18 protein-coding genes are annotated in these 26747 nt (G+C 68.9%); 5 read left to right on the top strand and 13 right to left on the bottom strand.

Annotated features, from left to right (window positions below; genetic code table 11):
- Window positions 1-3: 3 nt before the first annotated feature.
- From ACGFYY_RS36620 to ACGFYY_RS36610, 3 genes are read right to left on the bottom strand one after another with little or no spacing between them, the layout of a single operon-like run.
- Complete coding sequence (locus ACGFYY_RS36620; protein ID WP_393716241.1) at window positions 4-432, bottom strand: hypothetical protein; 429 nt, start codon at window positions 430-432, stop codon at window positions 4-6.
- Window positions 432-1370 (bottom strand): hypothetical protein, encoded by a 939-nt coding sequence (locus tag ACGFYY_RS36615; protein WP_393716239.1) that lies wholly within the window; start codon window positions 1368-1370, stop codon window positions 432-434. Before ACGFYY_RS36615 ends, ACGFYY_RS36620 begins: the two co-directional genes overlap by 1 nt.
- A 14-nt stretch (window positions 1371-1384) precedes the next feature.
- Window positions 1385-2320 carry a hypothetical protein gene (locus ACGFYY_RS36610; RefSeq protein ID WP_393716237.1) on the bottom strand — a complete coding sequence of 312 codons (936 nt, stop codon included), beginning with the start codon at window positions 2318-2320 and terminating at the stop codon, window positions 1385-1387.
- A gap of 873 nt (window positions 2321-3193) precedes the next feature.
- On the opposite strand from ACGFYY_RS36610, the gene ACGFYY_RS36605 reads away from it, so the two are divergent.
- The 4 genes from ACGFYY_RS36605 to ACGFYY_RS36590 all read left to right on the top strand — a co-directional run bounded on the left by ACGFYY_RS36605 (window position 3194) and on the right by ACGFYY_RS36590 (window position 9948).
- Complete coding sequence (locus ACGFYY_RS36605) at window positions 3194-4330, top strand: tyrosine-type recombinase/integrase (protein ID WP_393716235.1); 1137 nt, start codon at window positions 3194-3196, stop codon at window positions 4328-4330.
- Window positions 4331-4607: 277 nt separating this feature from the next.
- On the top strand, window positions 4608-6074 hold the full coding sequence (locus tag ACGFYY_RS36600) for a hypothetical protein (RefSeq protein WP_393716233.1): 1467 nt from the start codon (window positions 4608-4610) through the stop codon (window positions 6072-6074).
- The gene (locus ACGFYY_RS36595) at window positions 6071-8824 is read left to right on the top strand and encodes a hypothetical protein (RefSeq protein ID WP_393716231.1); all 2754 of its coding nucleotides are present in this window, start codon (window positions 6071-6073) and stop codon (window positions 8822-8824) included. Before ACGFYY_RS36600 ends, ACGFYY_RS36595 begins: the two co-directional genes overlap by 4 nt.
- Window positions 8825-9159: 335 nt before the next feature.
- Window positions 9160-9948, top strand: a complete 789-nt coding sequence (locus ACGFYY_RS36590; protein WP_393716229.1) for an IS5 family transposase — start codon at window positions 9160-9162, stop codon at window positions 9946-9948.
- Here the strand turns inward: ACGFYY_RS36590 and ACGFYY_RS36585 are convergent.
- The 5 genes from ACGFYY_RS36585 to ACGFYY_RS36565 all read right to left on the bottom strand — a co-directional run bounded on the left by ACGFYY_RS36585 (window position 9902) and on the right by ACGFYY_RS36565 (window position 18786).
- A complete protein-coding gene (locus tag ACGFYY_RS36585) occupies window positions 9902-10429 on the bottom strand; it encodes a hypothetical protein (protein WP_393716227.1) in 528 nt (175 codons plus the stop codon). The genes ACGFYY_RS36590 and ACGFYY_RS36585 overlap by 47 nt on opposite strands.
- A 435-nt stretch (window positions 10430-10864) precedes the next feature.
- The gene (locus ACGFYY_RS36580) at window positions 10865-11929 is read right to left on the bottom strand and encodes a Wadjet anti-phage system protein JetD domain-containing protein (protein WP_393716225.1); all 1065 of its coding nucleotides are present in this window, start codon (window positions 11927-11929) and stop codon (window positions 10865-10867) included.
- A complete protein-coding gene (locus ACGFYY_RS36575; RefSeq protein ID WP_393716223.1) occupies window positions 11926-16392 on the bottom strand; it encodes a hypothetical protein in 4467 nt (1488 codons plus the stop codon). Before ACGFYY_RS36575 ends, ACGFYY_RS36580 begins: the two co-directional genes overlap by 4 nt.
- 28 nt (window positions 16393-16420) lie before the next feature.
- The gene (locus tag ACGFYY_RS36570; RefSeq protein ID WP_393716221.1) at window positions 16421-17236 is read right to left on the bottom strand and encodes a hypothetical protein; all 816 of its coding nucleotides are present in this window, start codon (window positions 17234-17236) and stop codon (window positions 16421-16423) included.
- Window positions 17233-18786: a hypothetical protein gene (locus tag ACGFYY_RS36565; protein WP_393716219.1), complete on the bottom strand. Its 1554-nt coding sequence runs from the start codon at window positions 18784-18786 to the stop codon at window positions 17233-17235. Before ACGFYY_RS36565 ends, ACGFYY_RS36570 begins: the two co-directional genes overlap by 4 nt.
- Window positions 18787-19219: 433 nt before the next feature.
- Between ACGFYY_RS36565 and ACGFYY_RS36560 the strand changes: the two genes are divergently transcribed.
- A complete protein-coding gene (locus tag ACGFYY_RS36560; protein ID WP_393716217.1) occupies window positions 19220-20113 on the top strand; it encodes a DUF5655 domain-containing protein in 894 nt (297 codons plus the stop codon).
- A gap of 288 nt (window positions 20114-20401) precedes the next feature.
- Here ACGFYY_RS36560 and ACGFYY_RS36555 read toward each other — a convergent pair whose 3' ends face one another.
- The 5 genes from ACGFYY_RS36555 to ACGFYY_RS36535 all read right to left on the bottom strand — a co-directional run bounded on the left by ACGFYY_RS36555 (window position 20402) and on the right by ACGFYY_RS36535 (window position 26654).
- Complete coding sequence (locus ACGFYY_RS36555; protein WP_393716215.1) at window positions 20402-21919, bottom strand: gamma-glutamyltransferase; 1518 nt, start codon at window positions 21917-21919, stop codon at window positions 20402-20404.
- A gap of 82 nt (window positions 21920-22001) precedes the next feature.
- The gene (locus ACGFYY_RS36550) at window positions 22002-23381 is read right to left on the bottom strand and encodes a DUF317 domain-containing protein (RefSeq protein WP_393716213.1); all 1380 of its coding nucleotides are present in this window, start codon (window positions 23379-23381) and stop codon (window positions 22002-22004) included.
- 56 nt (window positions 23382-23437) lie between these two features.
- Window positions 23438-24568, bottom strand: coding sequence for a DnaB-like helicase N-terminal domain-containing protein (locus ACGFYY_RS36545; protein ID WP_393716211.1), 1131 nt, complete (start codon window positions 24566-24568; stop codon window positions 23438-23440).
- Window positions 24568-25815: a DNA cytosine methyltransferase gene (locus tag ACGFYY_RS36540; protein WP_393716209.1), complete on the bottom strand. Its 1248-nt coding sequence runs from the start codon at window positions 25813-25815 to the stop codon at window positions 24568-24570. Before ACGFYY_RS36540 ends, ACGFYY_RS36545 begins: the two co-directional genes overlap by 1 nt.
- A complete protein-coding gene (locus ACGFYY_RS36535) occupies window positions 25812-26654 on the bottom strand; it encodes a hypothetical protein (RefSeq protein ID WP_393716207.1) in 843 nt (280 codons plus the stop codon). Before ACGFYY_RS36535 ends, ACGFYY_RS36540 begins: the two co-directional genes overlap by 4 nt.
- Between the last annotated feature and the right edge of the window lie 93 nt (window positions 26655-26747).

Here is a 26747-nt window from a genome sequence, read left to right as displayed (position 1 = left end):
TGGTCAGCCGAGCGTGGGGGTGGCGGTGATCCGGAGCATCCCCTGGTGGCCGGAGAGCACCGGGCCCTTGAGCGTGACGGTGACGCGTTCACCGCCGATGGTGTGGGTCAGCGGTGGCAGGCGGGCGAGGTCGAAGCTGTGCCCGTTGAGGAGCTGGTGGCCGAGCGGGGGCAGGAGCATGGCGAGGGTCTGGGCCAGTGGCTCGGCGATGCCGGAGAGGATCCTCTCCTCCAGGTTGTCGCCGTCCGGTGTCAGGGTGACGGTGAAGCTCTCGACCTCGTCCAGTACGCCGTGCACCCCACCGCCGCGCAGTGCCGGGCGGATGGTGAGGCTGAGCGGGCGGGGCAGGACCGTGGCCCGGTAGCTGATGCCGATGGAGGCCGTGTCGGCGGCCGGTTCCTCGCGGCCCGGCGCGTCGTCTTGTGGGTTCATCAGTAGCTCTCCAGGGCTCGTCCGATGGTCTCGCCCGCGCGTTTGATGGCGTCTTCGATCCCGGCGAAGGGGTCCACGGACGCCTCGGCCCAGGCCTCCACGGTGAGCTGCGCGCGGAATGCCGGCAGTTGCTCGGGGTCCACGCTGACGCTGCCCTCCGTGACACGGACCGCGCCCTGGTATTCGGCGCGGCCGAGCCCGAAGGTGGCGCTCCCGCGTGTCCGCTGCCAGCGGCCGCGTACATCGTCGAGGGCGGTCTCGGCCGCGCGTTGGAGCAGCCGCGGTCCGAGCAGTACGCAGAACGGCGTGTCAGGGTAGTCGGCCGGGACCGGACGCTGCGGACCCGGCCGCTCCACCGTGTTGGCGACGGCGACGGCACGGCCGTCACCGGCGGCCAGCTCTACGGTGCCGAAGGAGATGCCCGCCACCTCCAGGTGGGGCAGTACCACGCTGCTGAGCGCGGTGGCGATGGCGTTGAGGGCCGCCGGCACGACCAGGTGCCGGTAGAACCGCTTACCTCTGCCCTGGCCGTCCCCGCCCTCCAGATCGCCGATCACGCCGAGCGGGGTGATGCCGAGCATCCCGCCGGTACCCGTACAGCCGCAGAGCACCTCGACGCGCTGGCTGACGGTGGCCGGGTCCCCCGAGTCGCTGATGCGCAGCAGTGGGAAGAGCGCGCTGAAGGCGCCCGGCACCTCCTGGGCGGGGTCGCCGGTGCGGTCGATGGCCTGGGCCCACTGCGGCCGGCCGGGCTGGGTCAGGCAGAGCGTGGGGAGCTCCTCCACGGCCCAGTCGAAGGAGATCGGCTCGCCCAGCAGCGCGCCCTTCACGCTGCCCTGGAAGAGTGACTGCCGCAGTGCCGGACGCCGGTAGAGGTCGGCGAGCGCGTCGTTGAAGGTGGATTGCCCGACCACCACGGCGAGGTCGATGTCCTGCATCTCGACTCCCCTGCTCAGCAGTCGCTGCCGGCCTTGATCATCGAGCAGCCGTCGCTGCCGACACCGAGCACGAAGACCTCCGCGGCGAAGCCGAACAGCAGTTGGGCGCTTCCCTTGGTGAGTTCCTTCTCGTCGAGCACCAGGTTGGTGGCTTCCTTGAACTTGGCCGTGAGGGTGACGTTGAGGGCTTCGGGCCCCTTGTTCTCCCGATAGACCTCGGTGTTCTGGTGGGAGCGAAGAGCAGCGCCGAGCAGACTGGTGAGGAACGTGCGGCTGCCGAGGACGAAGATCTCCTTGTCCGGCCAGGTGTGCCCGGCCAGGTCGGCGGCGGCCGCTCCGCCGACCTTGGCGGACGCGGCAAGCACCAGATGGGTGCCGGTGGCGTCGACAAGGGACGGTTCCAAGGCCACCTTCGTGCCGAAGAGTTCGGCGGTCGGGATGTGCAGTCCGCCGAGGAGTTTGCCGGCCATGGCGAGGACGGACGGGACGAGCTGGTGGCGGACGATCCGCTTGTCCTTGGCGTCGATGGAACTCTGGTCGATCCAGGCCGCGAGCGGCTCGACGGCCAGCGCCTTGTCCTTTACGGTCGCATGGCAGATGACCCGCACGGGACCGGTGCCGCCCACCTTCTCGCTCGCCTGGTCCGCTGGCCAGGCGGCGGCCTTGACTTCGGGAAGCTCCAGGAGCATGACGCCGGTGGCGGGCAGCTCCTTGACGCCGGGAGCTTTGATCGAGTTTTCCCAGAGCTGGTCCGGCAGCGCTCCGAGGCGCAATGCGGGCGGGCTGAGGAAGTCCCAGCTGACGAAGTAGGTGACGTCCGAGTAGTTCTTCTTGTCCGTGCCCTTGAAGACGTCACGGTGGGTGGAATGGAGCTGCGCGAGCCCCTTGTTGAGGGCGGAGGGGGTGAACCCGACCGCGAGGTCGAAGGACGGTGGGGCTGCTGCTGGCATGCGGGGCTGCCTCCCGGCAGGACGGAGGGCGGCGCGTGCTGATGTTCGACGCGTCACCGGTACGGTCGATGATCCTGCCGCCCGAAATTGCCCTCCAGGCCGGAGAACCGTTGCGCCGACACCCGTACGGACGGTAAGTCGCATCGTGCGCTGAACGCCCCGTAACGATTCGCCCTCTACACCACGCCATCCCCCGGGCGCGAACCGTCCCTCCCTACGCCCCCGGCGTACGCGTACGCGCCTGCGGAAGCTGGGTGCACTGCCGCAGGAGCAGCATGCTGCTGCGCGAGCCGTCCGACGTACCCGCGCTCGAGCCACGCCTTCCGGGCGCGCGACTTCCTGGGGGCCGGGACCGGGAAGCGAAAAGGCGGTCAAGTTCTTGCCTTCGGCGCCACGGTCCGCGCAGCGAGTCGTCCTGCATCCCTGACCCGCCTGATGTGTCGTCAGGGAACTCGGCATCTGGTCAGCATCGTTCCCCGAACCTCCCGAAGAGGCTGTCCGATTCGACGCCTGTTCGGCGGCGCCGCAACAGCCTGGCTCGCACGGACGTACAGGCAAGAGGCCTTCTCGCCGGCGGGAATCGATGTTCCTTTTAATCTTCGATCCGAGGCGTGTCAGTGTAGAGTGACATCGCCCCTGACCTGCAGAAAGGCGGCAGGGAGCTGTCTTCTGGGAGTTCAAAATGCTGCGCACCATGATCAAGTCCAACATCTGACATTTGGTCATCTGTGCAGGTCAGGGCCATGATGGCCGGGCCCAGGTCAGCAAACACTCAGCATCGGACCAGGTCATGCTGAGCTCATTCTGACCCCCGGGCGCGACAGCGGGGGGCTGGTTCGGTGGCCTCCCGGCCCGTACCGGAAGGCTCCCCACATGGCTCGACAACTCGCCCGCGGCATGGGCACGTTCTTCAAGCCCTGCGACTGCGCCAGGCAGACCCGATGCGCGCACACGTACACGATCCGCTTCCGGGACGCGCTTGGGAAGCAGCGCGAGGAGACCGGTTTCAGTACGCAGGACGATGCGATAGAGCGCCTCACGGCGCTCTATGCAGAAAAGAAGCAGACGGCCCCAACCGTAGCCGAGGCCCGTCGTGAATTGGGGCAGAAGACGGTCAAGGAGTACGCGGAGACGTGGTTGCCTCGGCAGCGCAAGATGACCGATTATTCAACCACGCAGCACGTTGGTAGCTATATCAAGGTTCACATCAACCCCGCCATCGGCTCCCGAAAACTGAACTCGGTCACCCCGAGCGTGGTTGAGCACTTCCTTGACGGTCTTGAGGCCAATGGTGTCGGCCGTGGCAACCAAATGAATATATATCGCACCCTGAAATCGATCCTGCGAGACGCCTACGACAAGGGTGCGATGTCTGAGGATCCAGTGAAGGGCGTGCAGGACCCCGAGTATGTCCGTAGCAAGGTAGTTATTCCCACGCTGGACTACATCACCAAGGCCCGGGCGGTGGCAGACAAAGACCTCGCACTGGAGATCACGATGATGGTCGGGTGTGGCCTCCGCAATGGTGAAGCGCGGGCGGTGAATGTCAACAACGTGGTTGCAGACGATGTTTATCGAGTCCACGAACAGATCCATTCGAACCTGCAGAAGCCTGCGAAGCTAAAGCACCGCAAGGTTGGTGAATTCAGGGAGGTGCCGCTGCCACGTACTGTCCGAGAGGCGATGGAACGGTTCGAAGAGAAGTACGGCGCGACGGAGGATGGCTATCTGCTCAGGGGGCCGAGTGGCTACTACACCGAAGGGATGGAGCGCCGTCGTGTGCAGAAGCTATTCAAAGACCTTCCCCCGGTGGAGGGCATGGGCATGTACGGTTTCCGTCACTACTTCGCTTCGAATGCCCTGGGTAAGGGCATACCGATCACCGATGTAGCCGAGTGGATGGGACATAAATCTATCGAGGAAACCTATCGCACCTATCGGCACCTTATGCCCGGCAGTATCACGAAGGCGGCCCGCGTGCTTGACGCTGGACTCTGGGAGGCTGCGTGAGGATGGAGCTGCGGTGGCGGGCCGGATGCCACGCAATTCCGGACGCTAATTGGATGCCCATCTGAATGGGTGGCGTAGCTCGACGCACACTTCGCGTTCATCGCACTACCGGCTCCCCCTGAGCCAGTGTCAAGCGGTCGATGTATGGTCTGGAGCAGCCGAGGGGGAAGGCGACAGGTTGCAGGCGGAGGCAGTGGGGCCGGCGTGGGCCAAGGAGGGGCTGGGGCATCGGAGTCCCAAGTTCCCCCTGTCCGTCGAAGGGCCCGTCCGGAGGTTGGTGGACCGGCTCGTGCCGGGGGTGTCCAGCGTCACCAAGTACGCGCGCTACTACACGCTCTACGCCGCGGCCGCCGCCGAGGCTGAGCGCCGGGACCTTGATGCCCAGGGTTGCCGTGAGCTGCTGCGTCGCGCGGAGGTGCTGCTGGCAGCGGTACAGATCGCGCAGTCGCCCGGCGGCATCCCTGGCGGGCTCTCCCCGCATGGCCATGACGGCGTGTACCCCCGGCTGTCCGCCGGCGACGGGCTCGACCTCGACCGGACTGCCCGGGTCTACTCGCCCCGTTCGTGGGGCTTCTGGTCCCAGTACGGTGCACCTGCCCAGGTCCTCGGCATGGTCGCGTACGACAGAAGCGGGATCCGGCCGGGGCGGCACGAGTGCCCCGCAGAGGTCCGCGAGCTGTTCGCGCCGCTGCTCGCCCTCGCGGGCTCCGGGCGGGCCGAGGTGCGGCCCGCCGAGTTGCAGGAAGCGGGGGCTGCAGCGCTGGGTCAGCCGTGTGCCGCGGAGCGGGATTGGCTGGCCTCGCTGCTGACAGCGACCCGCGACGGGGCGCACCGTCCGGAGGAATGGCAGGCCACCGACCGGACGCGGAGGGCCACGCTGCGCGTACTCGCGCGGGCGGTCGCGCTGCACGGCGGAGATTCGTACACCGGTGCGCTGCGGGAGACCGTCGCGTTCGGCCCCCGCCTGGCCGACGACGCCGTACTGTCCGCTGCCCCCGAGGCAGCCCGCTGGCGGGGGCTGCTGTTGCGCCACTACTCCGTGTCCGCGTGGCGCCGGCTGTGGGCGGACCTCGTGACGGAGGTCGGTACGCAGGACGGGCAGGACGGCGGCCAGGACCGGTCGGCGGCCGAGCTTCGTGTCTGGCTGTGTGACCAGGTGCCCGACGGGACCGTCAACGAGGCGCTCGCCGGACTCGGCCCGGTCCACGACCGCGCCGGGCACTCCGTACCCGTCGAGCCCCGGCTCCTCCAGGAGGAACCGGCTCCCTGGCGGGACATCCGCGTCCTCCTCACGGGCGGCCTCCGCGCCCGTGACGGCGCCCCTGGCGCACATCCCCACCCGGGCACCCTGTTCGCGGGGGTCCAGCGGGCCTTCCTCGGCGACCGGCGGGAGTTCCTCGACCCGATGTGGATGGAGGCCCTGATGCGCGAGTACGGCGACCGGCCGGTGCGGGACCTGGCGTCCCGCCTGGCGGACGACATGCTGGCCCAGTCCCGCAGGGTGGCGTTGCGTAAGCTGCGCCACGACCCGCAGACCGGCGGCCTCAAGATCTTCTCCCGCCTGCACATGCGTAACGACCGATACTTCAGGATTGGCGAGGAGTCGAAGGCGGAGATCGGTATCCGGATTCCTCAGCTCGGTTTCCTCGGCCGGCAGCTCGGCCTCTTCGAGGCCGACGCGGGTGAGGCCGGCTCCCTGACTCTGACCGAAGCGGCGTGGACGAGCCTGGACGTGAGGGCATGACAGCGGCAGTGCACACCGAATTCGCCTCGCCCGTCTCCCTCCTGCGCGCCTGGCAGGAGCGCCCGGACAAGGCACCGCTCAGGGAGTTCCTGGTCCTGGGCTTCACCACCGACCTCCCCTTCCTGGAGGCGGTCGCCGTCCCGGTGGCCCGCGCGCTGGGCGCCCGCGTCGCGATCCTGGGGGACGCCGGACACGCCCTGCACGAGGCAGTCGACGTGCGGCAGGCCGGGCGCGGATACCTCCACGGCGTCGCCTCCTGCCATGGGGCCTTCCACCCCAAACTGGCCCTGCTGCTGGGGGACGACGCCTGCCGCGTCGCCATCGGCTCGGGCAATCCGACGCAGTCGGGGTGGGGCACCAACGACGAACTGTGGACGGTCGTCGCCACGGACGGAAGCGCTTCCCACCCGCTCCTGGCCGATCTCGCCGACTGGCTGGAGGAACTGCCGGACGCCGTCGCCATGACCCCCTGGTGGACGGAGCACCTGCGCCACATCGCCGGCCTGCTGACCGAGCTGCACTGCGAGGCGCCCGCGTTCGACGCGGAAGGGACGGACGTGCGCCTGGTGCACAACCTGCACCGGCCTCTCCTCGACCAGCTCCCCGTCGGGCCGGTGGACGAACTGCGGCTGTACGCGCCCTTCGTGGACCCCTCGGGCGAGATGCTGCGGCTGCTCCGGGACCGGCTGTCCCCGGCCGACGTGACCCTGGGACTCCAGCGCAGGTGGTCCAGCTACGACGCGAAGGGTGTGCGGCGTGCCTTCGCCGGGCACCCTGCCGCCCGCGTGCGCGAGCTCGCTGAGACCAGGATGCGGCACGGCAAGCTGATCGAGTGGCGCACGGGCGACCGCTGGCACGCGCTCACCGGAAGCCCCAACCTGACCAGGGCGGCACTCGCCCGGGCCGTGGGGGACGCCCCGCCCGGGACCACGGACGGCCCCGCCCGCAACTGCGAACTCGCCGTCCTGGCATCCGGCACCACCCCGCTGCTGCCGGACGAGGGCCCGGCCACCCCGGTCCCGGAGCTCACCGGATCCACCACGGCCGGCCGTACCGGAGCGGGAACCCCGCCCGCACTCGTGCTGCTCGGCGTACGGGCGGACGGACCCGCGCTGGAAGTCGTACTGGGCCGACGTCCCGAGGGTCTGGAGGTCTCCGTCGAACTCTCGTCGGACAGCGGCGCGCCGGGCTCGTGGGCCACGATCGGGCATGTCCGGGCGGACCGTCACACCGACGTGTTCCCGCTGGCGGCGACGGCACCGGGGGCAGCAGTGCGCGCCACCTGCCGACTTGCCGACGGGACCTACGTCGAATCGGCCGTCGCCTTCGTCTACAGCGCGGACCGCTGTGCACCGCGCGGCGCAACCGACACGGTCCCGCGCCTCTCCGGCAGCTACGCCGTCGATGACCTGTTCGGCGACCCGGCGGCCGCGCGACGGTTCGAGCAGGACATCGCCCGGCTGCGTGAACTTGTCGTCACGGATGCGGCAGGGCGGTCGGCGCCGGCCGCCGGGGTCCCGCCGACAGTGGCCGACTGCCGCCGGACACTGGGCGCGGAGCTCACCGAGGTGGCCCTCGGACCCCTCGCGATGGACCTGCCGCAGCTCCTCCAGGCTCCGGCGGCCCAGCGCTGGCAGATCTCGGAGTACCTCTCGGTGGACGACGAGGAGGAGGGTGTCGAAGCCGGCTTCGACACAGGAGCGGAGGCGGAGGACGCTCCGGCCGTGCTTCCTGACGGCGCACGCGCATACTCCCGCAAGTGGATGAGCAGGCTGGCACGCCGGCTGGCGTCCGAGGCAGAAGCAGCGGACAAGGCGGCCGCCGACGTTGCCGGGAAGTGCCGCCAGGGGCCGGCGAGCGACGAGGTGCCTGATGCCCGGCCTCGCCCGTGGTCCCTGCCGACGACTCTGCTGGTCGCCGCCCTGCACCTGCAGCTACTCGCCGCGGGCGCCTGGGACGAGAACGACTACAGCTGGCGCGCCGTCACGGCGGATCTGCTCCGCGCACTCACCGCGATCGCCGCACCGGACCGGCGGGCGGCGGAGGAGGACCTGCCTGGAGAACAGGAAGAACGCCTCGATGCGGTGATCGCCGTACACATGTCGCTCCTCGGCCTGCACGGTGAGATCGAGGGACCGCAGGCGGATCCGGTGGCAGCCACCGCCTGGAGGATGAGCCGTACCGCGGTCGCCCGTGCGCAGCCGGACCGTGCGGCGGACCTCTACTTGCAGACGAGCCGTCGCGGGGCCCCCGTGGCCACCAAGGCTGATGTCGAAGCACTCGGCAAGCGGGCCCGCGCCGTACCGGACCCCGTCGTCGAGGCGCACCGGGCTCTGGCTGTCGTCAATCTGAGCGCGACCTACGAGGCCGGTGTCTGGGAACTCGCGGGCGAGTTCAGCAACCCGCAGGCCGCGTGTGCGAAGGCGGTCACGGTGCTGGCCAGCCTGCCCGACGGCTTGTGGCCCGGCCCCGTGCTCGCCCGCGCCCGCGGTCAGGGCACGCGGGTTCCCTGCTTCATGGCCTGGCACCGGCCGGTCCTCGTTCGTCAGCGGGGTGCGACGTGGACCAGCTTCCGCGTGCCGGCCCCGGCGACCCCGTCCGCCACGTTCCAGAGCGGCGCGCCCCGCCCTGCAGCCCAGGGCGCGCAGGCCCGACGAGACCTCGGCCCCCTTCTCACCGCAGCGGATCTGGACCCCCTGCAGCTGTTCCTCCACCTCAACGGGAGTCTCTCGCAGCAGGTCGTGGGATGACGCGTTGCCGCCGGCGTTGCGGTCTTGATGCACGAGCCATGATCCAGCGGATCCTCGGCTTGGTTAGAAGCCGTATCTCAACCGATCATGGAACGTGCGGGTCGAACAGGTTTCCCGCCGGGGTGATCTTCCCGTTGTGCGCGCATGAAGACAGGGCCTCTCGGTAGCTCGGGGATGCGAATCTGACCAAGCAATGCCGGGAGGCCCTGGTGTCGTTGTTGTACGCGTCCGAGCCCGTACAGTTCAACTCGGCTGCTCCATCGTGTGACTGTCTCGCGCACGTGTACGGCAACGCGGCCGATCATCCCGATCGGGTGCGCCGGTATCCGTCGGACATGACGGACGCGGAGTGGGCGGCCATCCGGCCGTTGCTGCCGGTGCCGGCCTGGCTCCAGGGCAGAGGCGGGCAGCCCGAGGGTTACTGCCACCGCCAGCTGCTGGACGCGATCCGCTACCTGGTCGCGGGCGGGATCTCCTGGCGGGCGATGCCCTCGGACTTCCCAGACTGGGGCCGCGTCTACGCCTTCTTCCGTCGCTGGCGCGAGCACGGGCTGATCACCGAGTTCCACGACCGGCTGCGCGGGAAGGTCCGTGAACGCGAGGGCCGTGAGGCCGAGCCCACGGCGGGGATCATCGACGCGCAGTCGGTGCGGGCCGCCGCGACGGTGCCGGCCGCCTCACGCGGCTACGACGGCGGGAAGAAGGTGCCGGGCCGCAAACGGCACATCGTGACCGACACGCTCGGTCTGCTCCTGGCCGTCGTGGTCACCGCCGCGAACATCGGCGACCGCGACGCCGCGGTGGGCCTGCTGATCCGGCTGCGCCGCCTGCACCGTGACATCTGCCTGGTGTGGGCCGACGGCGGCTACACCGGCGGCCTGGTCGACTGGTGCCGTCAGAAACTCGCGCTCACCCTTCAGGTCGTCAAGCGCACCGACGGTATGGAGGGGTTCGTGGTGCTGCCGAGGCGCTGGGTGGTGGAGCGCACGTTCGCGTGGCTGATGCATTCGCGCCGGCTGGTCCGGGACTACGAGACGTTGCCGGCCAGCAGCGAGGCGATGATCCGGTCGTCGATGGTCACGCGGATGAGCCGGCGTCTGGCACGGCCACGGGCTGCCGGCTGACGCTGAATGCCCCCGATGTCTCCTGCCGGAGCCACCCGCGCTCGGCCAGACGCCGGGCCTTCGAGCGCACCCCCTCGACCTTCGCCGACGTTGTCTCCAAGCCCAGCTGAGCCGTGATCTCCCTGGCCTTCAGCGGCCCTTGGCCCGCGGGCTGCCGCTCTTCGAGCACGCCGAGAATCCGCTGGTAGTCCGGCGCCAGCACCGTCACCGGCAGTCCTTCGCGCCAAGGCGGCACGATCGAGCCCGGCACCGGCGCAGGTGAGGACACGGTTTCCGCGTCCGACTCGGTCACGGCGGTGGTCTCGGCAGCCGAGGCGGCCAGGGCCTCGACCAGTTCCTCCCGCGCGATCACCCGCCGGTCCAGCTCGATCTCCGCGGCCTCCAACACCCCGGCCAGCCGCGCGGCTTCCTCCCGCAGTCCTTCCACCCGCACCCGGGCCGCCGTCTCCCGCTCCTCCAGCATTCCCAGCACCGACGCCATCGCGCACCCCTCGATCACGGAGCCGAAACAAGACGCCGCATGCCTCCCTCATTCCGAGCTGGACCATGCCTGACCAGCGGAAATCAAGCGATCACGTTCGGTTGAGATACGGCTTCTAACCGGGGATCCGCTGCCAGCTTTTGCCGCGGCAGCGCGCCGCTGGACGCGCAGTCTTCTGGGCAGTCATGCGGGAAGGTTGCCGCCGTAGGCGGGCCGTGTTGCCCGCTGAGAGAGGTGGCTGTCGCGTGGTTCGACAGTCCACCCCTCGTTCCGTCGGCGTCCGCATGGCCTCTCTGCGCAGTAACGTTCTGCAGTCGAGCCGACTGGCAGGGCGCCTCCTACGCCGGGTCGAGAACAGCCTCGGCCCTTGTTTGTTGAGCCAGGACGGCTGCGGGGGAGGCCCGGTGCGGCCACAACGACGTTCTCCCGACGTACTCAAGGGCACCAGGTGGCGTCACCGGTCAGTTGATTACGGTTCGTTGCTTCCTGTGCAATACGGCGGCCCGCCAGCAGCACCTCATGAGTCCTCTGTCGCAGTCTGGGGGGCAGCCAGGCCGTAAGCGTGTGGGCGCGTTCATCGGAAACCATCTGCCCCGGGGTGGAGGTGTGGCTCAGGAGGAGGTCGTACAACGCGGAGGCGGGTTCGACTGAGGGCAGCCCGCACTGGGTTGCTGTTACGGAGGCGCGGGCGGGAATCGACAGCCCTTCTGCGTCGAGGTCGCCGTAGTAGACGATCCGCTGGATTCCACGGATCTCTTTGACGGTTTCGATGGAGGCTTCGAAGGCTCGTCCGGAGCCGAAGGCCACGGCTTTGGTGCGCCCGGGATTCGGGGTGAGCAGGTCTCGGAGTGTGGCGTAGGTGTCGCTGTTCTCGGCGACCAGGAGGGTGTCTCCGTCGCTGAGCAGTCGGTAGGCGAGGGGCGGTGGTTCGCGAAAGGTGCCGAGCTGTTCCAGGGTAAGGCGGCTGGGGGCGAAGAGCGCACCGGAGAGGAGACCATCGAGGCGCTTTTCGTCCTGGAAGATCTCGTACGAGCGTTCGCGCAGGGGGATCGCTGCGCGAAGTTCGGGACGATTGCTGGTGTCGCGGAACCATCGGTTGATGAGTCCGAGGTCTTCGTGATGGGCGGAGGTGAGGTACGCCGTGTGGGCCCAGTCGAGTTCAGGTCGGTAGGAGCGCCGTGTGCTGACAGGCGCAGGCTTGCGTGGGGTAACTGCGGGCAATCGGATCTGTTCGGGCAGGGCGGGGCGGCCTGCGTCCCATTTGTGTCTCTGGCCGTGGGGGAGCCGCAGGGTGCCAGCGTCGGAGAGTTCTTCGAGCAGGGTGGCCAGTGCGGTGCGGGAGTCCTCACCACGGGCGGTGCCGGGGAGGGCCGCGGTGAAGGCTTCCATCACGGTGGCGCGCGGCACGGTGGCCTTTTCGGCGCGAGCGTGCAGTGCGGCACTGAGGCGGACGGCGCCTGGTGAGAGGCGAGGAAGCTGTTCGGGGGTGGGCTCCGTCATCGGTTCGTATCCCCCTTGGTGTACAGGCGGGCGGAGCTGAGGTATCCGTTTACTTCCGGCTCGTGGGTGTCCGGGGCGGTCCGAGGGGTGGGGATGAGGGCGTTGCGGACGTGGTTGTCGAGGCGGATGCGGGAGAGGCCGGTGCGGGTTTCGGCGTCGTTGCGCAGCTGGATGGTGGCGGGGAATCGGGCTGTGACGGCTTCGTCGCTCAGGCCGGTGGTGTAGATGAGCTGAATGCCGAGGGCTGCCGCCATCTGCGTCTGGATGTCGACGAGGTAGGGGGCGTTGGCGCGGCCGATGGGGTTGTCCAGGAGGAGCAGTCCGCCGTGGCGGGTGCGGCTGCGGGGGCCGGGGGAGGTGCGCAGGGCGGCGAGGGCGCAATAGAGCAGGATGGCGCCGGTCAGTTCCTGGCCACCGGAAAAGATCTTGCTCATCTTCTCGACGGGCACGCGTTCGATCCGTTGGGTGGCGTTGGGTTTCATGACCTCGGCGGTGAAGCGGGGAACGGCTGCGTGCAGGCAGCGCATGACCACCTCGGTGCCTTTGAGTTTGCGGGTGCGCGGGTTGGCGGCGAGGTTGTCGATGGTTTCGCGCATATGGGCGGTGAGCACGGAGGGCTCGGGCTTCCTGTAGCGGATGGTGAGGAAGCGCTGTCCTGCCCAGGGAGTTGGGCCGTTGGGGAAGACGGAGAACCGGCTTGCTTGGTCCACTTGTTGGAGAAGTTCGGTGACGAAGCGGCTGAGCTGGGACACGAGGGCCTCACGCGCCTTGCTCACGCCTTCGAGCTGGGTCGTCAGTGCTGCGGCAGCGTGGTGCAGCGCCGTAGTCCACTCGCGGGCGGCGGCGGGGATGTGCCGCCGGTCAAGAGCCGAGATCTGGTTGCGCAAGGGGATGTCGAGTTGCTCGAAGCGGACGTCGGCGGCCTGGTCCTTGAGCGAGGACACGCTGTCTTCGACGCGGCGCTCGGTGCTGGTGAGCTTGCGCCGGGCGTCTTCGTAGCGGGCTGTGGCTTGTCGTGCGGCGGGTTCGGCCGCATCGGCGGTGCCTTCGTAGGGGTCCGCCTTAGGTTGAATGGCGAACTGCTCGATCGTGCTCTCCAAGCGCGCCAGGACATGACCGAAGGCGTCGAGTTCGCGAGCGTGCTGGCTCTGCTGCCTCCGAGCGGTGTTGTACTCCTCGCCGGCACCGCGTTCGGCCTGCTGCGCTTCCGCCTGGGCGTGTTCGGCACGGGCGGTCAGGTCGTGAGCCTCTTCGAGGGAGTGCGGGGTCCACTGCGCGACGTCTTGGGTGCTGATGTCTTGTGCCGCGGTGGCGAGCGTGCGGTGTCGTTCCCTGAGACGGCTCTCCTTGTCCCGAAGGCGCCGTAGCTGGTCGTGGAGACTGTCGATCTGCTGGCCTAGATCGCGTTGCGCGGCGTCGCGCTGGACGTCATCCGCCGCGGCGGGAGAACGGCTGTACTCCTGGGCGAAGGGCTTGACCCGGTCAGGGACCTGCGCCCACTCGTCCTGGCAGGCGCGCAAGGCGTCTTCTGCTTCCTTGGCACGCTGACGCTGGTCTTCTCCGATGTCCACACTGCGCAGGTCCTCGACTGCCTGCTCGTAGCGGTGCTGGAGGACGGTGAGCGCTTCGCAGGGCGCTCCCTTGGTGTGCTGAGCCTGCTCGGCCTCGGGCGTGGCGGTGACCTTCTTTCGCGCCTGGGCATGGCTCTGGGCCTGCTGGACGGCGGCTTCCACCGCCTGGGTCATGCGTGCGATGTCGCCGTGTGCCGTCTCCTCTTTCTCGCCCAGTTCCTCGAGTTCGCGATGACGGTGCTGAGCTTCTTCCTCGAGCGCGGTGATCCGGTCGCGTGCCTGGCTGGCTTTCGCCTCGGCTTCCGCGAGGCGATGCATCGCCTGCGCGGCCTCGGTGGCCTGGTGGTGCGCCGTTTCCTGCTGTGTGTGCACCTCCTCGGCAGCGGTGACGGCCTCGTCGTGCTGTTCGGCACTGGTGCGCGCGACCTCAAGGCCGGCCTGGGATGCCTGCGCGGCCGTCCGGAGCTCCTGGAGCTGTTCGAGCCGTGCCGCTACGCTCACGGAGCCGATCTCCTCCAGCCAGTACGTGATCTTGTTGCCCAAGTCGCGGGTGAGACTGATGCGTTCATCGAGCTCATCCAGTGCCTGGGTGGAGGCTGCCAGGCGGTCTTCGACCTCGGCTCGTTCGAGTGCCGCGGCCTGTTCGTCATGCAGGGCGGGGGTCGGATCCGGCACCATCCGGCCGCTTGTGTCGGGTACCGGCGTCAGCATCCGTTCCCCGGTTCCTACCGCGACGGCCGCCGTGGGCAGGGGACGGGTGCGCTCCAGATGACGCTGCGCCTGATCCAGCGCTGCGGGGCCGCCGCCTACGATGATGCCGCCGACCAGGTCTGGGTGGTCGTTGATGAGGCGCTGGTGATCCTCCGCGGGCACGTTGTCGCGCAGCCACTGCCAGCCGGGGACGGCGTCGATGCCCTGGGCACAGAGGTCGGCACAAAGGGAGCGGACCTCCTTGGTGGCGGGCAGGAGGCCGTCGCTGGTGTCCAGGGCGGCGAGGAGTTCTTCATCCGCGCTGTGCTGGAGCTGCGTTCGCCTGAGCGCACCGTCCAGAGCGGTGATCTTGCGCTCGATCAAGTTCTGCAGGGCAGCGTAGTGGTCGGCGAGCCAGGTCAGGGCATCGCCGTCTTGCAGGTCTTGCAGGCCGAGTTCAAGCAGTTCCGCAGTCACGGGGTGGCGGCGCAGGGCCTCGGCGCGGACGCGGAGCCGGTCGGTCTCCGCTCCAGCCGCTTCCGCTGCGCGGCGGTCATCGAGAGCCCGATCCTGCAGCGCAGGTAGCTGCTGATATGCCTGCGTCCGGCGGCTGCGGGCCTCATCCTGTGCCTTCTTGGCCTCTACACAGAGCTCGCCGTGGTGATCAGCTTCGCCGTCCATCCGGGAGGCGGCGTCTGCGGCGCATTCGCCGGGCTGCAGCTGTCCCACTTCCCGTGCGGTGTGCAGCTGCTCCTCGAAGTCCTGCACCTGACGGCGCAACTGGCGCTGTTCTCCCTCAGCCGTACCGGCATCCCTATGGAGAGAGTCGCTTCGCTCGCGCCACTGCTGGATCTTGCTGCGCGACTCGGAGATCTCCTTCCCCAGATTGCCGGCCTCGGCGCGCGCCTGCGTTTCAGCCGCCGCGTAGCCCGCCCGCAGCGCTGCCGCGGCGGTATCACACGCCTGCACATAAGGGGCGGCTGTTTCCTCGGCCTCGGAGAGGGACCGCTGCATGCGGCCGTGGCGATCCCGGGCAGCCGCGTGACGCACAGCGACCACAGCGACCGGGACACTGCGCCAGCCCGCAAGGCGGTCTTCCAGCCGTTGCGTCGTCGCGGCGACTCGCTTCTGTTCCTCGGCTGATTCGCCCAGCTCGATACCGCACGCAGCCCAACGCGCATGCGCTACACGTGCAATGGCGACGTCCAGTTCCTGCTTAGCTGCTTCATGTGCCCGGCATGCCGCATTGACCGTGCCCGTGGTGGCCTGTGCTGCGGCGGCGAGGACCTGATGCCGACGCATCAGCCCTGCGGCAAGGGCGGCGAGGCCGTCCTTGGCCTGGCCAGCTTCGCGCTGCTGGTCGATGTGTTCCTGGTACCGCTCGGCCACACCGGCGCAGATCTCCTCCATGGCCAGCGCGAACTCCCGCTCCTTGAGCAGCTTCTCGCGCTGGTCGTGGGCGCCGGCATAGGTCGTGAAGGCACTGCCGAGGCTGGTGTACTTGTCGTCGTCGTTGGCCTTCTCCAGCAGCCACTGGACGAACGCTGCCGCGCTGGAGGTGGTGAACGCCTCGGCTGCCCCGCTCTCGGTGGCGTTCATCTTGCGCTGGACATCGAAGAGGCCAGGTTCGAGACCCAGACTGGCCTGATGTTTCTCCCATTTCTCCTGCCCGTCCACGATCTGTAGTTCCAACGCCTCGACCGTGGCCTGTAGTTCGCTCAGCTCGTTGTAGTAGTGGTCGAACGGCAGCCAGTGACCGTCGCGGTGGAAAGGCAGATCGTCCGCGGACAGGGCGGCACCCGGGTGGAAGCTGTAGAAGCGGCGCTTGAGCTTGCCGTCGCCCTCGGGCGCGAGGATCTGCGCGGTGACCAAGAGCCTGCCGGTCCGGGCATCAGCCCACTCCAGGACGATATGGGAGGGCTGAGCCGGAGAAACGGCGAAGCTCCGCAGCTCCTCCGGGTCATGGTGATGCAGCGGGATCGTGGTGCAGGTGATGCCGGTCAGCAGCACACCCTTGCCGCCGCCGTTCTGGAGCATGACCAGACTGGCCGGCGAGGGCCGCTGCGTGACGTGTCCGGGCGTCGGCATCAGGGATGCCGTCTCAACCAGGGGGCCCACGCCAGAGAAGTCCAGGTTCACGTCTTCGTAGCGGGCATCGAGCGGCCCGAAGTTGCGTAGCAGGATGCGGTTCAACTCGTACATGGAGAGGGGTCCTTACATCGCGATGGCGTCAGGTGGCTGGGGCGGAGTCCGGGAGCATGCCGTGGTCCGTAGCATCAGGCTGTTCCGGGGCCTCGGACGGGAGTGGCGCATCGGGGTGCGGCAAGGCCGCCACGCCCAGGGTGGCCAGTTCCTGGAGCATTTCCCGGGCTGCCTGGTCACGGATGTGCAGCCTGTACAGGACGTTGGTGGCGTACGTGCCGCCCTCTTCCTCACTGGTCGCGCGGACGAATCCGCGCTGCTCGAGATGCGTGAAAGCCTTTCTCACCAGCGCGTAGGTCGCTGACCGCGGAGTCCTGTCCTTGCCCGTACGACCGGTGGGGTTGCGACGCAGGTAGGCCCGCCACAAACCCTCCAGTCCGGGGCTGTCGGCCGGCGGGTCGGTGTCCTCGTCGGCGGCTGCAGCACGGCGCTCAAGGACGGTCGCATAGGCCCTAACGTCTTCGTCGACCTTCTGCACCGAGACCCTCGCGACGTGCTCATCTACGTCCAAGTCCTCCGGACGAGGGAAGGCCCGCGACGCGATGGCCAGGTGGGCGAGCAGGTACAGCGGCCGGTTCTCCGCATTCGGCACGAGGTCGGTGACCGAGACGGCGAAGTCCGTCTCGGTCGTGGTTGCCAGGACCAGCCCCGCCTGCGGGTGCACCTCCTGGACCGTGAGGTCAAAACCCTGCGCGACCTTCCGCACCAGCTGGGCGAAGTCCGGTTCCGTATCGAACCGCCGCACGAGGCGGGCATACTCCCCAGAACGTGCTGGGGACTTGCCGCGTGTCATAGCCAGAGCCACCATCCGGGCTGCTGCGGCAACATCGTCGTACTGCGTCATGCACTCGGCTCCAGATCGTCATTCGTGACACGGGGCACAAACTCTGGCGAAAGGGACGGTTGCGTGTAGGGGGCTGCATCAACGTTGTCGAAGGCCTGTTCGCCCACGGCCGGCAACAGTAGGAAGTCGCTGCCGCCGAAGACCGGGTCGTCCAACTCAGTCCCGTCGTCCACGACAACGACGGCTTCCTCACCGCGCGCCAGCTCGGCGACCGGGACATGCCGAAACCGATGCGCGGTCTCCATAGCCAGCAGATGGTCAGTGTCGTCACCAGGCCCTCTGCCCTCGCCCCACTCGCGGGCACGCTCGAGCAACCGAGACAGTCGCACGCCCTCCCCCGGGACGGCCGAAAGTAGCCTGTCCGCCCATGCATGCTGCGCGTCGTCGAACCTCGGTGGATCGGACGTGTCTTCCCAGTCGTCCGATGCGCCCACCGCGACCAGCTCAACCTCGGCCTGTTCCGGAATCCGTGTCAGGGCCTCGAAGTAGTCCGACAGGTACATCACCCGCGGGCCCACGGGACCGAGCACCCCGCGCACGAACGCCTCCAGGGGCCGCTTGCTGTCCTCGATACTGAGCTCGAGCGCCGGCTCCAGGAGCTGGCTGCGCAGGTGCACCCGTGTATGGACCACGGGTGGTACGAAGATCTGCCGGTCCTGCTGGCGCCGGAACTCGGGAACCACCCTGAGCAGCATGTCGATGAGCATCAAGTGCCGCTGCAGACAATCCTCGATCAGCGCATCCAGAGCCTCCAGCTGCTGCCGCTTGTGTTCCTCTTCCGTGACCTCGAGCAGCTGCGCCACCTGCGCCTTCAGCTGAGTCTCCGCCCGAGACCTCTCCTCAACGTGCTCCTGCGCCTCCTTCAGCGGGTCCTCAAGATCCGCCTCCCAGTCGATGGCCCGTACGTTGCGTTTCATCTCCTCCATGCGATCCAGCAGTTCCTTCGCGTACCGGATGCTCTGCACATGAGCGGTGCGGGCCGCCTGCCACGCCTCACCGATCCGCGCGCGCTTTAGCAACGCGGCCAACTTGGCCTCCGCCGCGATCTGCTCGGAGGCGATGTCCACATCGACCGCATGGACGAGCACGGTGATGGCCGCATCAGTAACTGTCAGCGCAGCCTGCCCGGCTTCGTCCGGCACGTCTTTGAGGATCTGGAACGGAAACTCCCTGACGACGAAGCCGTCGCCCGTTACGCTGCCGATCTCGTGCCGAAAGCACCGGTCGTGTCTCTCGGTGTTGATCAGGCGCTCCACTAGCCAGCGCGCGACTTCCCGATACTCGGTGCCCGCACGCCCTGGTACCTGGAGCTCCGCAGACTCAGCCACCCGTTCCACGACGGCTTCCTGTCGAACTGCCGTCCGCGCCCCTATCCGCAGCGTCAAGAAGTCGATGGTAACCAGGGCGAGTTCGGCCATCCGGTACCCCTCCCAGCCTCGCTCACGCTTCGCCGGACTGTCGTCGAGCGCCAATAGCGGCCGCACCACAGCCAGCGCCTTCATCCGCGACGTGATGCTCTCGTACGCCGCAGATGACTCGCCAAAGAACACTGAGAGCCCTCCCAACACCATTCCCTCGACGGGGAATTCACGCTAGGACACGGCACTGACAATGCCTCGGAATCGAACGTGAAAGCGATCCATTTCGGCCGGAGGTCCGGCAGATCCTTCTTTCCGTGTCGGATCTATTCGGCAATGGCTTGCCGTGGGGTGGGTGCGGTGACTGGTTCGCGGCATTGTGTGAGATGCGCCAAGAGCTTAGAAGGCGCGTGCTCTATCCACTGAGCGACGGGGGCTGACCTGCGAAAACACGCCTCCCTGACGGTTGATCGGGAGAGCCGTGGGGCGCATGTGGGATCTGGGACGGAAACCGTCCCGGCCGCCGTACGTAGCCTCTCACACGGCCCACACAAGTCCGAAGACCCTCCCGGAAACAATCTTGACCCGTCCGCTGTTGCACTGGGGCAGAGTCGAGAAGGGGGAGGTGTCGGGCCTGAAACTGTTCAACACGAAGGGCGGCGTGACGGAGGTCGCGCCGCGTCTGGCCGAGGCCGAGGCGGATGTGCAGGATCTCCTCGAGGCGCACATGGAGACGATGCTCGGCGTCCGGTTCCTGGCGAGCGAGTACAGCACCGGGCCGGTGCACGGCGGTCGGATCGATTCCCTGGGCCTTGACGAGAACGGCGCACCGGTGATCGTCGAGTACAAGCGCGGTACCGACGCGGGCGTGATCAACCAGGGCCTGTTCTACATGGCCTGGCTCCTCGACCACCGGGACACATTCCGGCACCTGGTCCGCGACCGGATCGGGGTTCACGCCGCGGCCCAGGTGCTCTGGAGCGCACCGAGGCTGATCTGCGTGGCTGGCGACTTCACCCGCTACGACATCCATGCCGTCCGCGAGCACCGGCACGCGATCGACCTGGTCCGCTACCGGTACTTCGGCAGCGAGCACGTCGGCCTTGAGACGGTGGCGTCCTTCGCCGGCCGGGCCGCGCCGCGGAGAGCTGGGAGCCGGAGCCAGGGTACGGCGAAGGCGCAGCGGACCGCGACGGGGGCCGGGGCGATGGCGGAGCTGGCCGCGGCGGTCGACGAGGTGCTGCTCGGGCTCGGGGAGGACCTTACGAGGGTGGCGAACCAGACCTACACGGCGTACCGGCGCATGCATAACTACGCGTGCTTGGTCCCGCCGAAGAAGGCCAAGTTGCTGGTCTACCTGAAGGCCGACCCGGCGTCGGTCGACCTCGTGCCCGGCTTCGCGCGGGACGTGACGGGGTTGGGCCACCATGGCACCGGTGACCTGGAGCTGACGCTCCAGACCGAGCGGGACCTGGAGCGCGCCGCCGACTACTTCCGGCAGAGCTACGCCCTGGCGTGAGGGCCCGGTGTCCGGGGCCAGGCAGGACCAGATGGGGTTCGAGACAGGCTGGTCGGCTCGGTTCGTGTCAGTGCCTTTCGATAGTGCGGGCAGGGATGGCGGTGGATTTCTAATGGTCCGGAGATTCCCCGGTTTGGCTGACCGGGGATCCGCTGCTATCTTCCGCCGCGTCCTCGTGGCTGGACGGCTATGGTTTGGGCGAAGGCCCCGCGTCATCCCCCGTGCGCGGGGCCTTCTTCCCGAGGCACCGAACCTGCGGGCTGCGGCGTAGTTGCAGTGCGCGGGTGGTTAGCGCTCGTGGTGGGGGAGGTCGTCTTCGCGGATGGCGAGGTAGGTCTCGGCTGTCGCGGCTTCGAGGAGGCCGGGGTCCTCGTCGAGGTCGAGCCGCGGGTCGTCCTGGGCGTGGAGCAGGTCTCGCCAGGGGCGGTCTCTGCCGTCCTCGAAGGCCGCACGAACGCGGGGCTCGATCCGGGCGCGCTCTTCCTCCTGCTGTTCGCGGAAGACCTTGCGCTGGGTGTGGCGCCGGCGCTCCTCGGCTTCCTCGCTGGCGGGCTCGTCGGCCCCGACGTCCTCGGCCCGCATGCCCGGAGTGCGCTCGGCGATCAGCTGGTCCTCGCGGTGGAGCTGGGCGCAGGCGGCGAAGAGCTGCCGGGACATGCCCAGGTGCAGCTCGGTCCCGGGGACGCGGTAGGTCAGGAAGTCGTCGAGGCCGAGGGCCCGGGCGTACTCACGGCGGGCGGATGGGCTGGCGTCGGCGAGCTCGGTACGGACACTGCTGCGCAGGGCATGGGCGTCCGGGTCGCGTTCCACAGGCGTGATGACCCCGCGGGTGTTTCGCCGGCGGTTCGTACGGTCGGCGGGCAGGGCCACGGTCTTGAGCCGGGAGGGCTGGGCGCCGCTGAGAGCGAGGTACACGAGCATCTGGGCGCGCGCGGTGCCCATGAGGGCGTCGTCGTTGTCGCCGAGGTGGTCCTCGGGGGAACCGGGCGCCGGGGGGTTGGTGGTGCCGCCGGCGGGGGGAAGGGGCGGTTTGCCGGGGTGGTGGTCGTGGTCGACGGTGAGGAACAGGTCGCCCTGGGGCTGGACGCTGGCTCCGACGAGGATCCGCCGGTGAGCGTACTCGTGGAGGACTTTGCTGCCGCCCTGGAGCTGCTTCCAGCCGTCCCAGAGACGGGGGCTGCGGACGTTGCCGCCCTTGGCCTCGATAAGCCAGTACAGGTCCTCCTGCTCGTGGAGGCCCCACAGGTCCGGGAGCTTCGCGGAGGTGGAGACGAACTTGTCGCGGAGGGCGGGGACGGGGCCGCCGTCCTCGATGTGCAGGGTCTGGCCCAGCCCCATCAGGGAGCGGGTAGCCCACTCGGCCATGGTCATGCCCAGGCGGTAGCCGAGGGCGTTCTTCGCGGACCGTTCGGTGCCGTACTCGTAGACCGGGTTGACGGTCAGGCGGCGGCCCTTGCTGCCGGCCACGGTGTGCTTGGTGTCGACGGTGTGGGTGCCGAGGTAGGCGTAGAGAGGAGCGACGCGGGCGACGAGTTCGCTGCTGGCCAGCTGGGGCATGCGCAGGAGGTTCGGGGTGATGTCCCGCCCCACTTCGGTGGCGGCTTTGAGGATCTCCCGCCAGGTGGTGGTCGGCAGGTACCAGCCGTTCTTCGCGGGAAACCCGGCAGTCGCGGGCCAGGGGGCCGGCTTCGCGGTCCGCCACTGCTTGAACGGGCGAGCCGCCGGGCTGTCGCGGAACAGCACGGGTATGTCCACGCTGTCGGTGTACACGAGGGGCGGGACATCGGCGAAGGGGGAAGGGATCACCGGCTCACTGTGCCACCCCACCAAGGTCCCTCCCGCACACGGGCCTCCCGGGCCCTGGCTTGAGCGCCCGCCGGTAGGGGAGTCAGCGCCGGGGTGCCGTCCGGGGCACCGATGCCGAAGGGCGGGCCATGGAGGCCTGCGCTGGCAGGATGGGCACGGTTGCGACGCTAGGCCGGAGCTGTCGATGGACTTGGCAGAGGGCGAGCTCGACGGTGACGTCCTGGACGAGCGCTGCGGGGGCGTGCGTGGAGAGGCGGATGGCCCAGCCGGGGTTGTCGGCAGTGTTGCCGCCCCAGACAGTCCAGGCCGGTAGGGAGCCTCCCGCCTGGGCGGAGGTATCGAAACGCAGTCCTGCGGCACGATCGGGGGCCGTCCAGTCGATCAACCGGGGTCCGACCCTCAACGGCCAGCCGGCGTCCTCCAGGGGGCGCGAGGCTTCGGCGAGATCGGCCTCCGTGACCGGGGCGTCGGTGCCCCGGCCCCAGCTGTCTTCGCTGAGGCTGTCCAGCAGAACCCGCACGATCTCGACCGGGGTGGCGGGGGTGGCGGTGGCGTGCCAGAGGCGCTCGCCTACGGGGGACTCGTAGGCGGCGATCGTCCAGGCGTTGTCGCCGTGTCGTGCTTCGTGGAGGAACTCGATGCGCAGGGTCAGGGACTCGTGGCTGGCGATGGTGGTCTCGTCGTGGGGCCGCCACTTGCCCCATTCCTCATGTTTGGCGAAGAAGTCGACCAGGAGGGCTTCGTGGTCGCCGGGTCCGACGGCGTAGGCGGGCACTTCTTCCGGCGTCGCCTCGCTGGGCACGACGCCTGGGCCCGGGGCAGGTACAGGTCCCTGGGAGGGCGGTGTGGCAAGGACTTGTCTGGCTGCCTGCTCGATGTCGGTGAGGGGGGCTGGCCCGGGGCGGACGGCGACAGAGTGCTGGCGGTGGAAGTCCGCGACGGCCTCTGCCTCTGATCCGTAGTTGGTGACCTCCTGGCGGAGGTAGTCCTCGCCGTGGAAGGAGACGCTCCTTCCGTCTTCGTAGGTGCCGACGGCGACGGTGGTCCATCCGTCGTGAGCATGGCAGTGGATGGTGAGGCGGCCAGAGGCGATGTCGTCGTGGATCCGCTGGGCCTCGGCGCTGACCTCCCGGATCTCCGTCCGGTCGAGGTAGGGCATCGGGTAGTTGCCGTACGCCCACTCGGTGTCGATCTCCTCCTGGAGCGACGGTGTGATCTCCACCGTCGCGCCCACCTCTCGCAGGGCCCGCGCGGCCTGGTCGGCGTAGTGGGGCTCGTCGTGATCGATGCGGGTCAGGACGAGCGTGGTGAGGTCGATCCATTGGAAGCCGCGGTTGGACAGGGAGATGCGTGCGAGATTCCGGCTGGTCTCGGGGCCGGCGAGGGTGGCGGTCACGGCGCTGCTGTGGTCGGGATGGAGCGCGAGGAGGATGTGCGCTTCGCCGAGGCCGGGCTGGGGCATGGGACTCGATTCCGGGGCCCGGCCGAGGTGCTCGGCCGGGCCCGCTCGGTGGTGGACTATCGGGAGGTCCGTGTGGACACGGTGGCGGGGATGAGGCGTGGGGTGACAGGGCCGGCGCGCGATGGTGGGGCGGGCTTGCGGCGGGGGCCGGAGGGGGCTGGGCGGGTGGCGTGCTGCCAGCGGGCCCGGACGGCGCTGAGGTCGGCGAGTGCACGGCGGCTGCCGGTGACCAGCTGGTGCGGGGTGTTCGCGGGGTCGTTGGTGACGGCGCGAACATGGAGGCCTGTGGCGTGGGCGTGGTGCAGGAGCGCGCGCTGAAGGATCTGCTCGCCCCAGTGCTCTGCGGATCCGGCCGGGGTGGCGAGGAGGTCCAGCACCTCCTGCGGGGTTGTCCCTGAATCGAGGAGGCCGTGGTGCTGGCCCTCCCAGAGGACCGTCACCGCGTCGATCGGGTCGCCCCGGTAAGCCAGGGAGGACATGGACCGGTACAGGACGCCGTGCAGCGGGACGGCGAAGTCCTCGGGGCGCAGCCACCGCATCTCGGACAGGCAGGCGGGGCGTGCTGCTGCCGTCGACAGCAGCAGCTGTTCCACTTCGACGGTGCCGCTCTCAGGGCTGGCATCCCGGGGTGGCGGGGGCGGCAGCGGGGTGCGGGGAACCGAGCCGGGGTGGGAGGGGAAGAGCCCGGCGAGGTTGTCGAGGACGGCGGCGAGGGCGTCGGCACGGTCCAGGACGTGCGCGCAGGGGTTGGGCGGTGCTGGGTGGGTGGCTGCTTGGATGAGCTGTTCGGCGGCGTTGCGGATGGTCAGGCGGGTCCGGTTGGCCACGATCATCCGGGCGTAGGCGGGTGCGTGAGCGGGCTCGGGGCAGGAGGCGACCAAGGTGTGCAGGTAGGAGGCGGTCAGGCCGCGTGCGTGCGGGCGGGCCTGTTCCAGGAGGGAGGTGATCCACACCGGCTCGCGGACGTGGACCGCGGCGGCCGGTGGGGTGAGCGTGCGCATCGCCGCGAAGAGGGCGTCGTGCATCGGGACGCTGAAGTGCTCGGGCCCGAGCGGGCCGAGCGTCTTGATCCGGAGGGGTTCGAGGATGAGGGCTCCGAGGAGGGCCTGCTCGGCGAACCGGACGGGCGGATCAGGCGAGGGTTCCTCCAGGACGAAGTCCTCTTCTCTGTTGGGGGGTTTGGGCATTAGGCGGCCAGGGTGAAGTTGGAGCGGTTGAGGGTCTTGCCGAGGTGCGGGGCCAGGAGGTGGCCCGCGAGGAGCGGGGGGACCGCGTTGCCGATCTGGGAGAACTGCTGGCCCTTGGTACCGGTCCAGGGGTAGTCGGCGGGGAAGCTCTGCAAAATCCCGGCCTCGGTGGCGGTGATCCGGATCGACTCCGGAGCGGGGCTGGTGGAGTCGGCGCCGGGAGTTCGCGAGCCGGTGGCGGGTTCGGCGACCCACATGCACTCGTTCGCGCGGTGTCCGAAGAAGAGTGTCCCGGCGGGCTCGGTCGCGGGCCGGATGGTCGCGTTGGCCTGGTTGTTGCTCCGCAGTGACCAGGCCCAGGGGTGCTTCCCGCAGGTGCAGGCCGGGGTTTCGGAGCGGGCCGGGCGGCTTCGCCGCTGCTGGGATCCGGTACGCGGGGCAGGCGCCTTCCAGGTGCCGCGGTCGCGGGCGTCGGTGAGGGTCTTGCGGGCCCCGGAAGGGAAGGGCTCGGGGCCGCCTCCGGGCCCGCCGCCGGCGCAGACGGTCGGCACGGGCCGGTCGGTCGCCCCCCAGCCGAGCGCCTCGGCCATGGACACCCACTGCTCGCGGCCCGGCCCGAACAGCCCTTCCGGCTCCGCTCCTTGGGCGTGGCTCGGCGGTGGCGGTAGGGCGGTGCGGGTGCGCGAGGCGATCAGGATCGCCCGCCGCCGTGTCTGCGGAACCCCGTAGTCGGCGGCGTTGAGGATCCCGGTCCAGACGGAGAAGCCCCAGCCCCGCAGGATCACGGCGTACTGCCGCCACAGCGGCAGGACGTCGGGGACTTCCTCCATGAGGATCCACTCCGGCCTCCCCACCGATTGGAGGGCGTGGAGGTAGCGCATCGGCTCCGCGGCCAGCAGGCTCCGGGGGTCCCTGCACGCGGTCAGCAGCTGCGCCCGGGTGTCGCGACCTGCGGCAAGGTCGGCGACGGCCTGGTGGACCAGCGGCTGGTCCACCAGGCCCAGGCGCTTGCCGGCCATGGACCAGGCCTGGCAGGGCGGCGAGGCGATGAACCCCCGGGTGCGGTCGGTGAACGGCCACACCGGATACATCGCCACGTCCGTGCGGATCGTCAACTGCCCTGCTGCGGCCCTGGTCTTGCAGGCCCACTCGTCCCACTCCAGGCCGACATCGCGGACGCCGAGCACACCCAGCGCGTGGCTCCAGCCGCCGGGGCCGGCGAAGAGGTCCACGACGAGGTCCTTCACGCGGTCAGCCCGAAGTCGTCCTGCTCGGCGTCCTCTTCGCCGCGGCAGGCCCAGGGCGAGCAGCCGTTGACCACGCCGTTTTCGAGCTCGTCGAGTTCGGCGGCGGCCCGCTCCGAGCGGGTGACGTGGTCGATCGGCGCAACGCCGAGCGGCACGCGGGAGCGGTGCAGGAAAGCCTGGCCGAGCAGTGGATTTCCCGAAGCGTTCGCGCGGGCATTGCCTTTTCGGATAGCCTCGTCGAAGGCGACAACATCTTCCCACTCGGCAGGGGATGCGTCCCGGATGCTCCTCCACTGCGCATTTCCGTGAAAGGGGCAACCAAGGCAGCTCGACTTAGGGGTGTCGGCCAGTCCGAGCTCGGACAGGTAGCGTGTGCAGTCGGCGCGCGACCAGTCCAGATCGGTGATCAGGGGATGCCGGTTGCGCATGTATTTGACGTCGGAGTCCTTGGCGCGATGGAACTCGTCGGTGGAAATGCCGACCCACTGTTCGACGAAGAGCCCCTTCGGAACGCGCAGAGGGTGCGGGTATCCGAGCAGTTCGCGAATCTGTCGTTTAATCGGCTTTATTTTATATTCGCCGGTGCATTGCCGCCTGGTCATTCCAGGCCTGCCGTCTTCGTTAAGGATATAGAGCGGCATCGACGCGAATCGGTGATTCGGGTCGAGGGCGTCGTTGCGAATGTTTCCGGCGGTGACGCGGAGAATCGGTATTCCGGCGGGCCGGGCTATCTCCCGTTCGAGCCGGTCGAGATGGTCATAAACGGCCCGGGGTTCCCAGCCCGTGTCTGCGAAAACAGCGAAATCGACCTTCGGGAGAGTTCCTTCGGCGGAAAGCACGAGACACCTTTCCCTGCGGGTTGCCTGCCGCGCGAGAGCTCCCGGCGACTGTGCTGTGACCTGCGACCTGCTGGTTTGCCCTGACGTCACCCC

The organism is Streptomyces sp. NPDC048331, from assembly GCF_043201215.1.
GTDB lineage: Bacteria > Actinomycetota > Actinomycetes > Streptomycetales > Streptomycetaceae > Streptomyces.
The sequence above is the reverse complement of the archived record's forward strand: the minus strand, read 5'-3'. Positions and strand labels throughout refer to the sequence as shown.

Coding starts and splice junctions, on each gene's coding strand:
- ACGFYY_RS36615 (WP_393716239.1), bottom strand. CDS start 1,370: ATGCAGGACATCGACCTCGCCGTGGTGGTCGGGCAATCCACCTTCAAC.
- ACGFYY_RS36595 (WP_393716231.1), top strand. CDS start 6,071: ATGACAGCGGCAGTGCACACCGAATTCGCCTCGCCCGTCTCCCTCCTG.
- ACGFYY_RS36580 (WP_393716225.1), bottom strand. CDS start 11,929: ATGACGGAGCCCACCCCCGAACAGCTTCCTCGCCTCTCACCAGGCGCC.
- ACGFYY_RS36550 (WP_393716213.1), bottom strand. CDS start 23,381: ATGCCCCAGCCCGGCCTCGGCGAAGCGCACATCCTCCTCGCGCTCCAT.
- ACGFYY_RS36610 (WP_393716237.1), bottom strand. CDS start 2,320: ATGCCAGCAGCAGCCCCACCGTCCTTCGACCTCGCGGTCGGGTTCACC.
- ACGFYY_RS36575 (WP_393716223.1), bottom strand. CDS start 16,392: ATGTACGAGTTGAACCGCATCCTGCTACGCAACTTCGGGCCGCTCGAT.
- ACGFYY_RS36545 (WP_393716211.1), bottom strand. CDS start 24,568: ATGCCCAAACCCCCCAACAGAGAAGAGGACTTCGTCCTGGAGGAACCC.
- ACGFYY_RS36585 (WP_393716227.1), bottom strand. CDS start 10,429: ATGGCGTCGGTGCTGGGAATGCTGGAGGAGCGGGAGACGGCGGCCCGG.
- ACGFYY_RS36590 (WP_393716229.1), top strand. CDS start 9,160: ATGACGGACGCGGAGTGGGCGGCCATCCGGCCGTTGCTGCCGGTGCCG.
- ACGFYY_RS36570 (WP_393716221.1), bottom strand. CDS start 17,236: ATGACGCAGTACGACGATGTTGCCGCAGCAGCCCGGATGGTGGCTCTG.
- ACGFYY_RS36605 (WP_393716235.1), top strand. CDS start 3,194: ATGGCTCGACAACTCGCCCGCGGCATGGGCACGTTCTTCAAGCCCTGC.
- ACGFYY_RS36620 (WP_393716241.1), bottom strand. CDS start 432: ATGAACCCACAAGACGACGCGCCGGGCCGCGAGGAACCGGCCGCCGAC.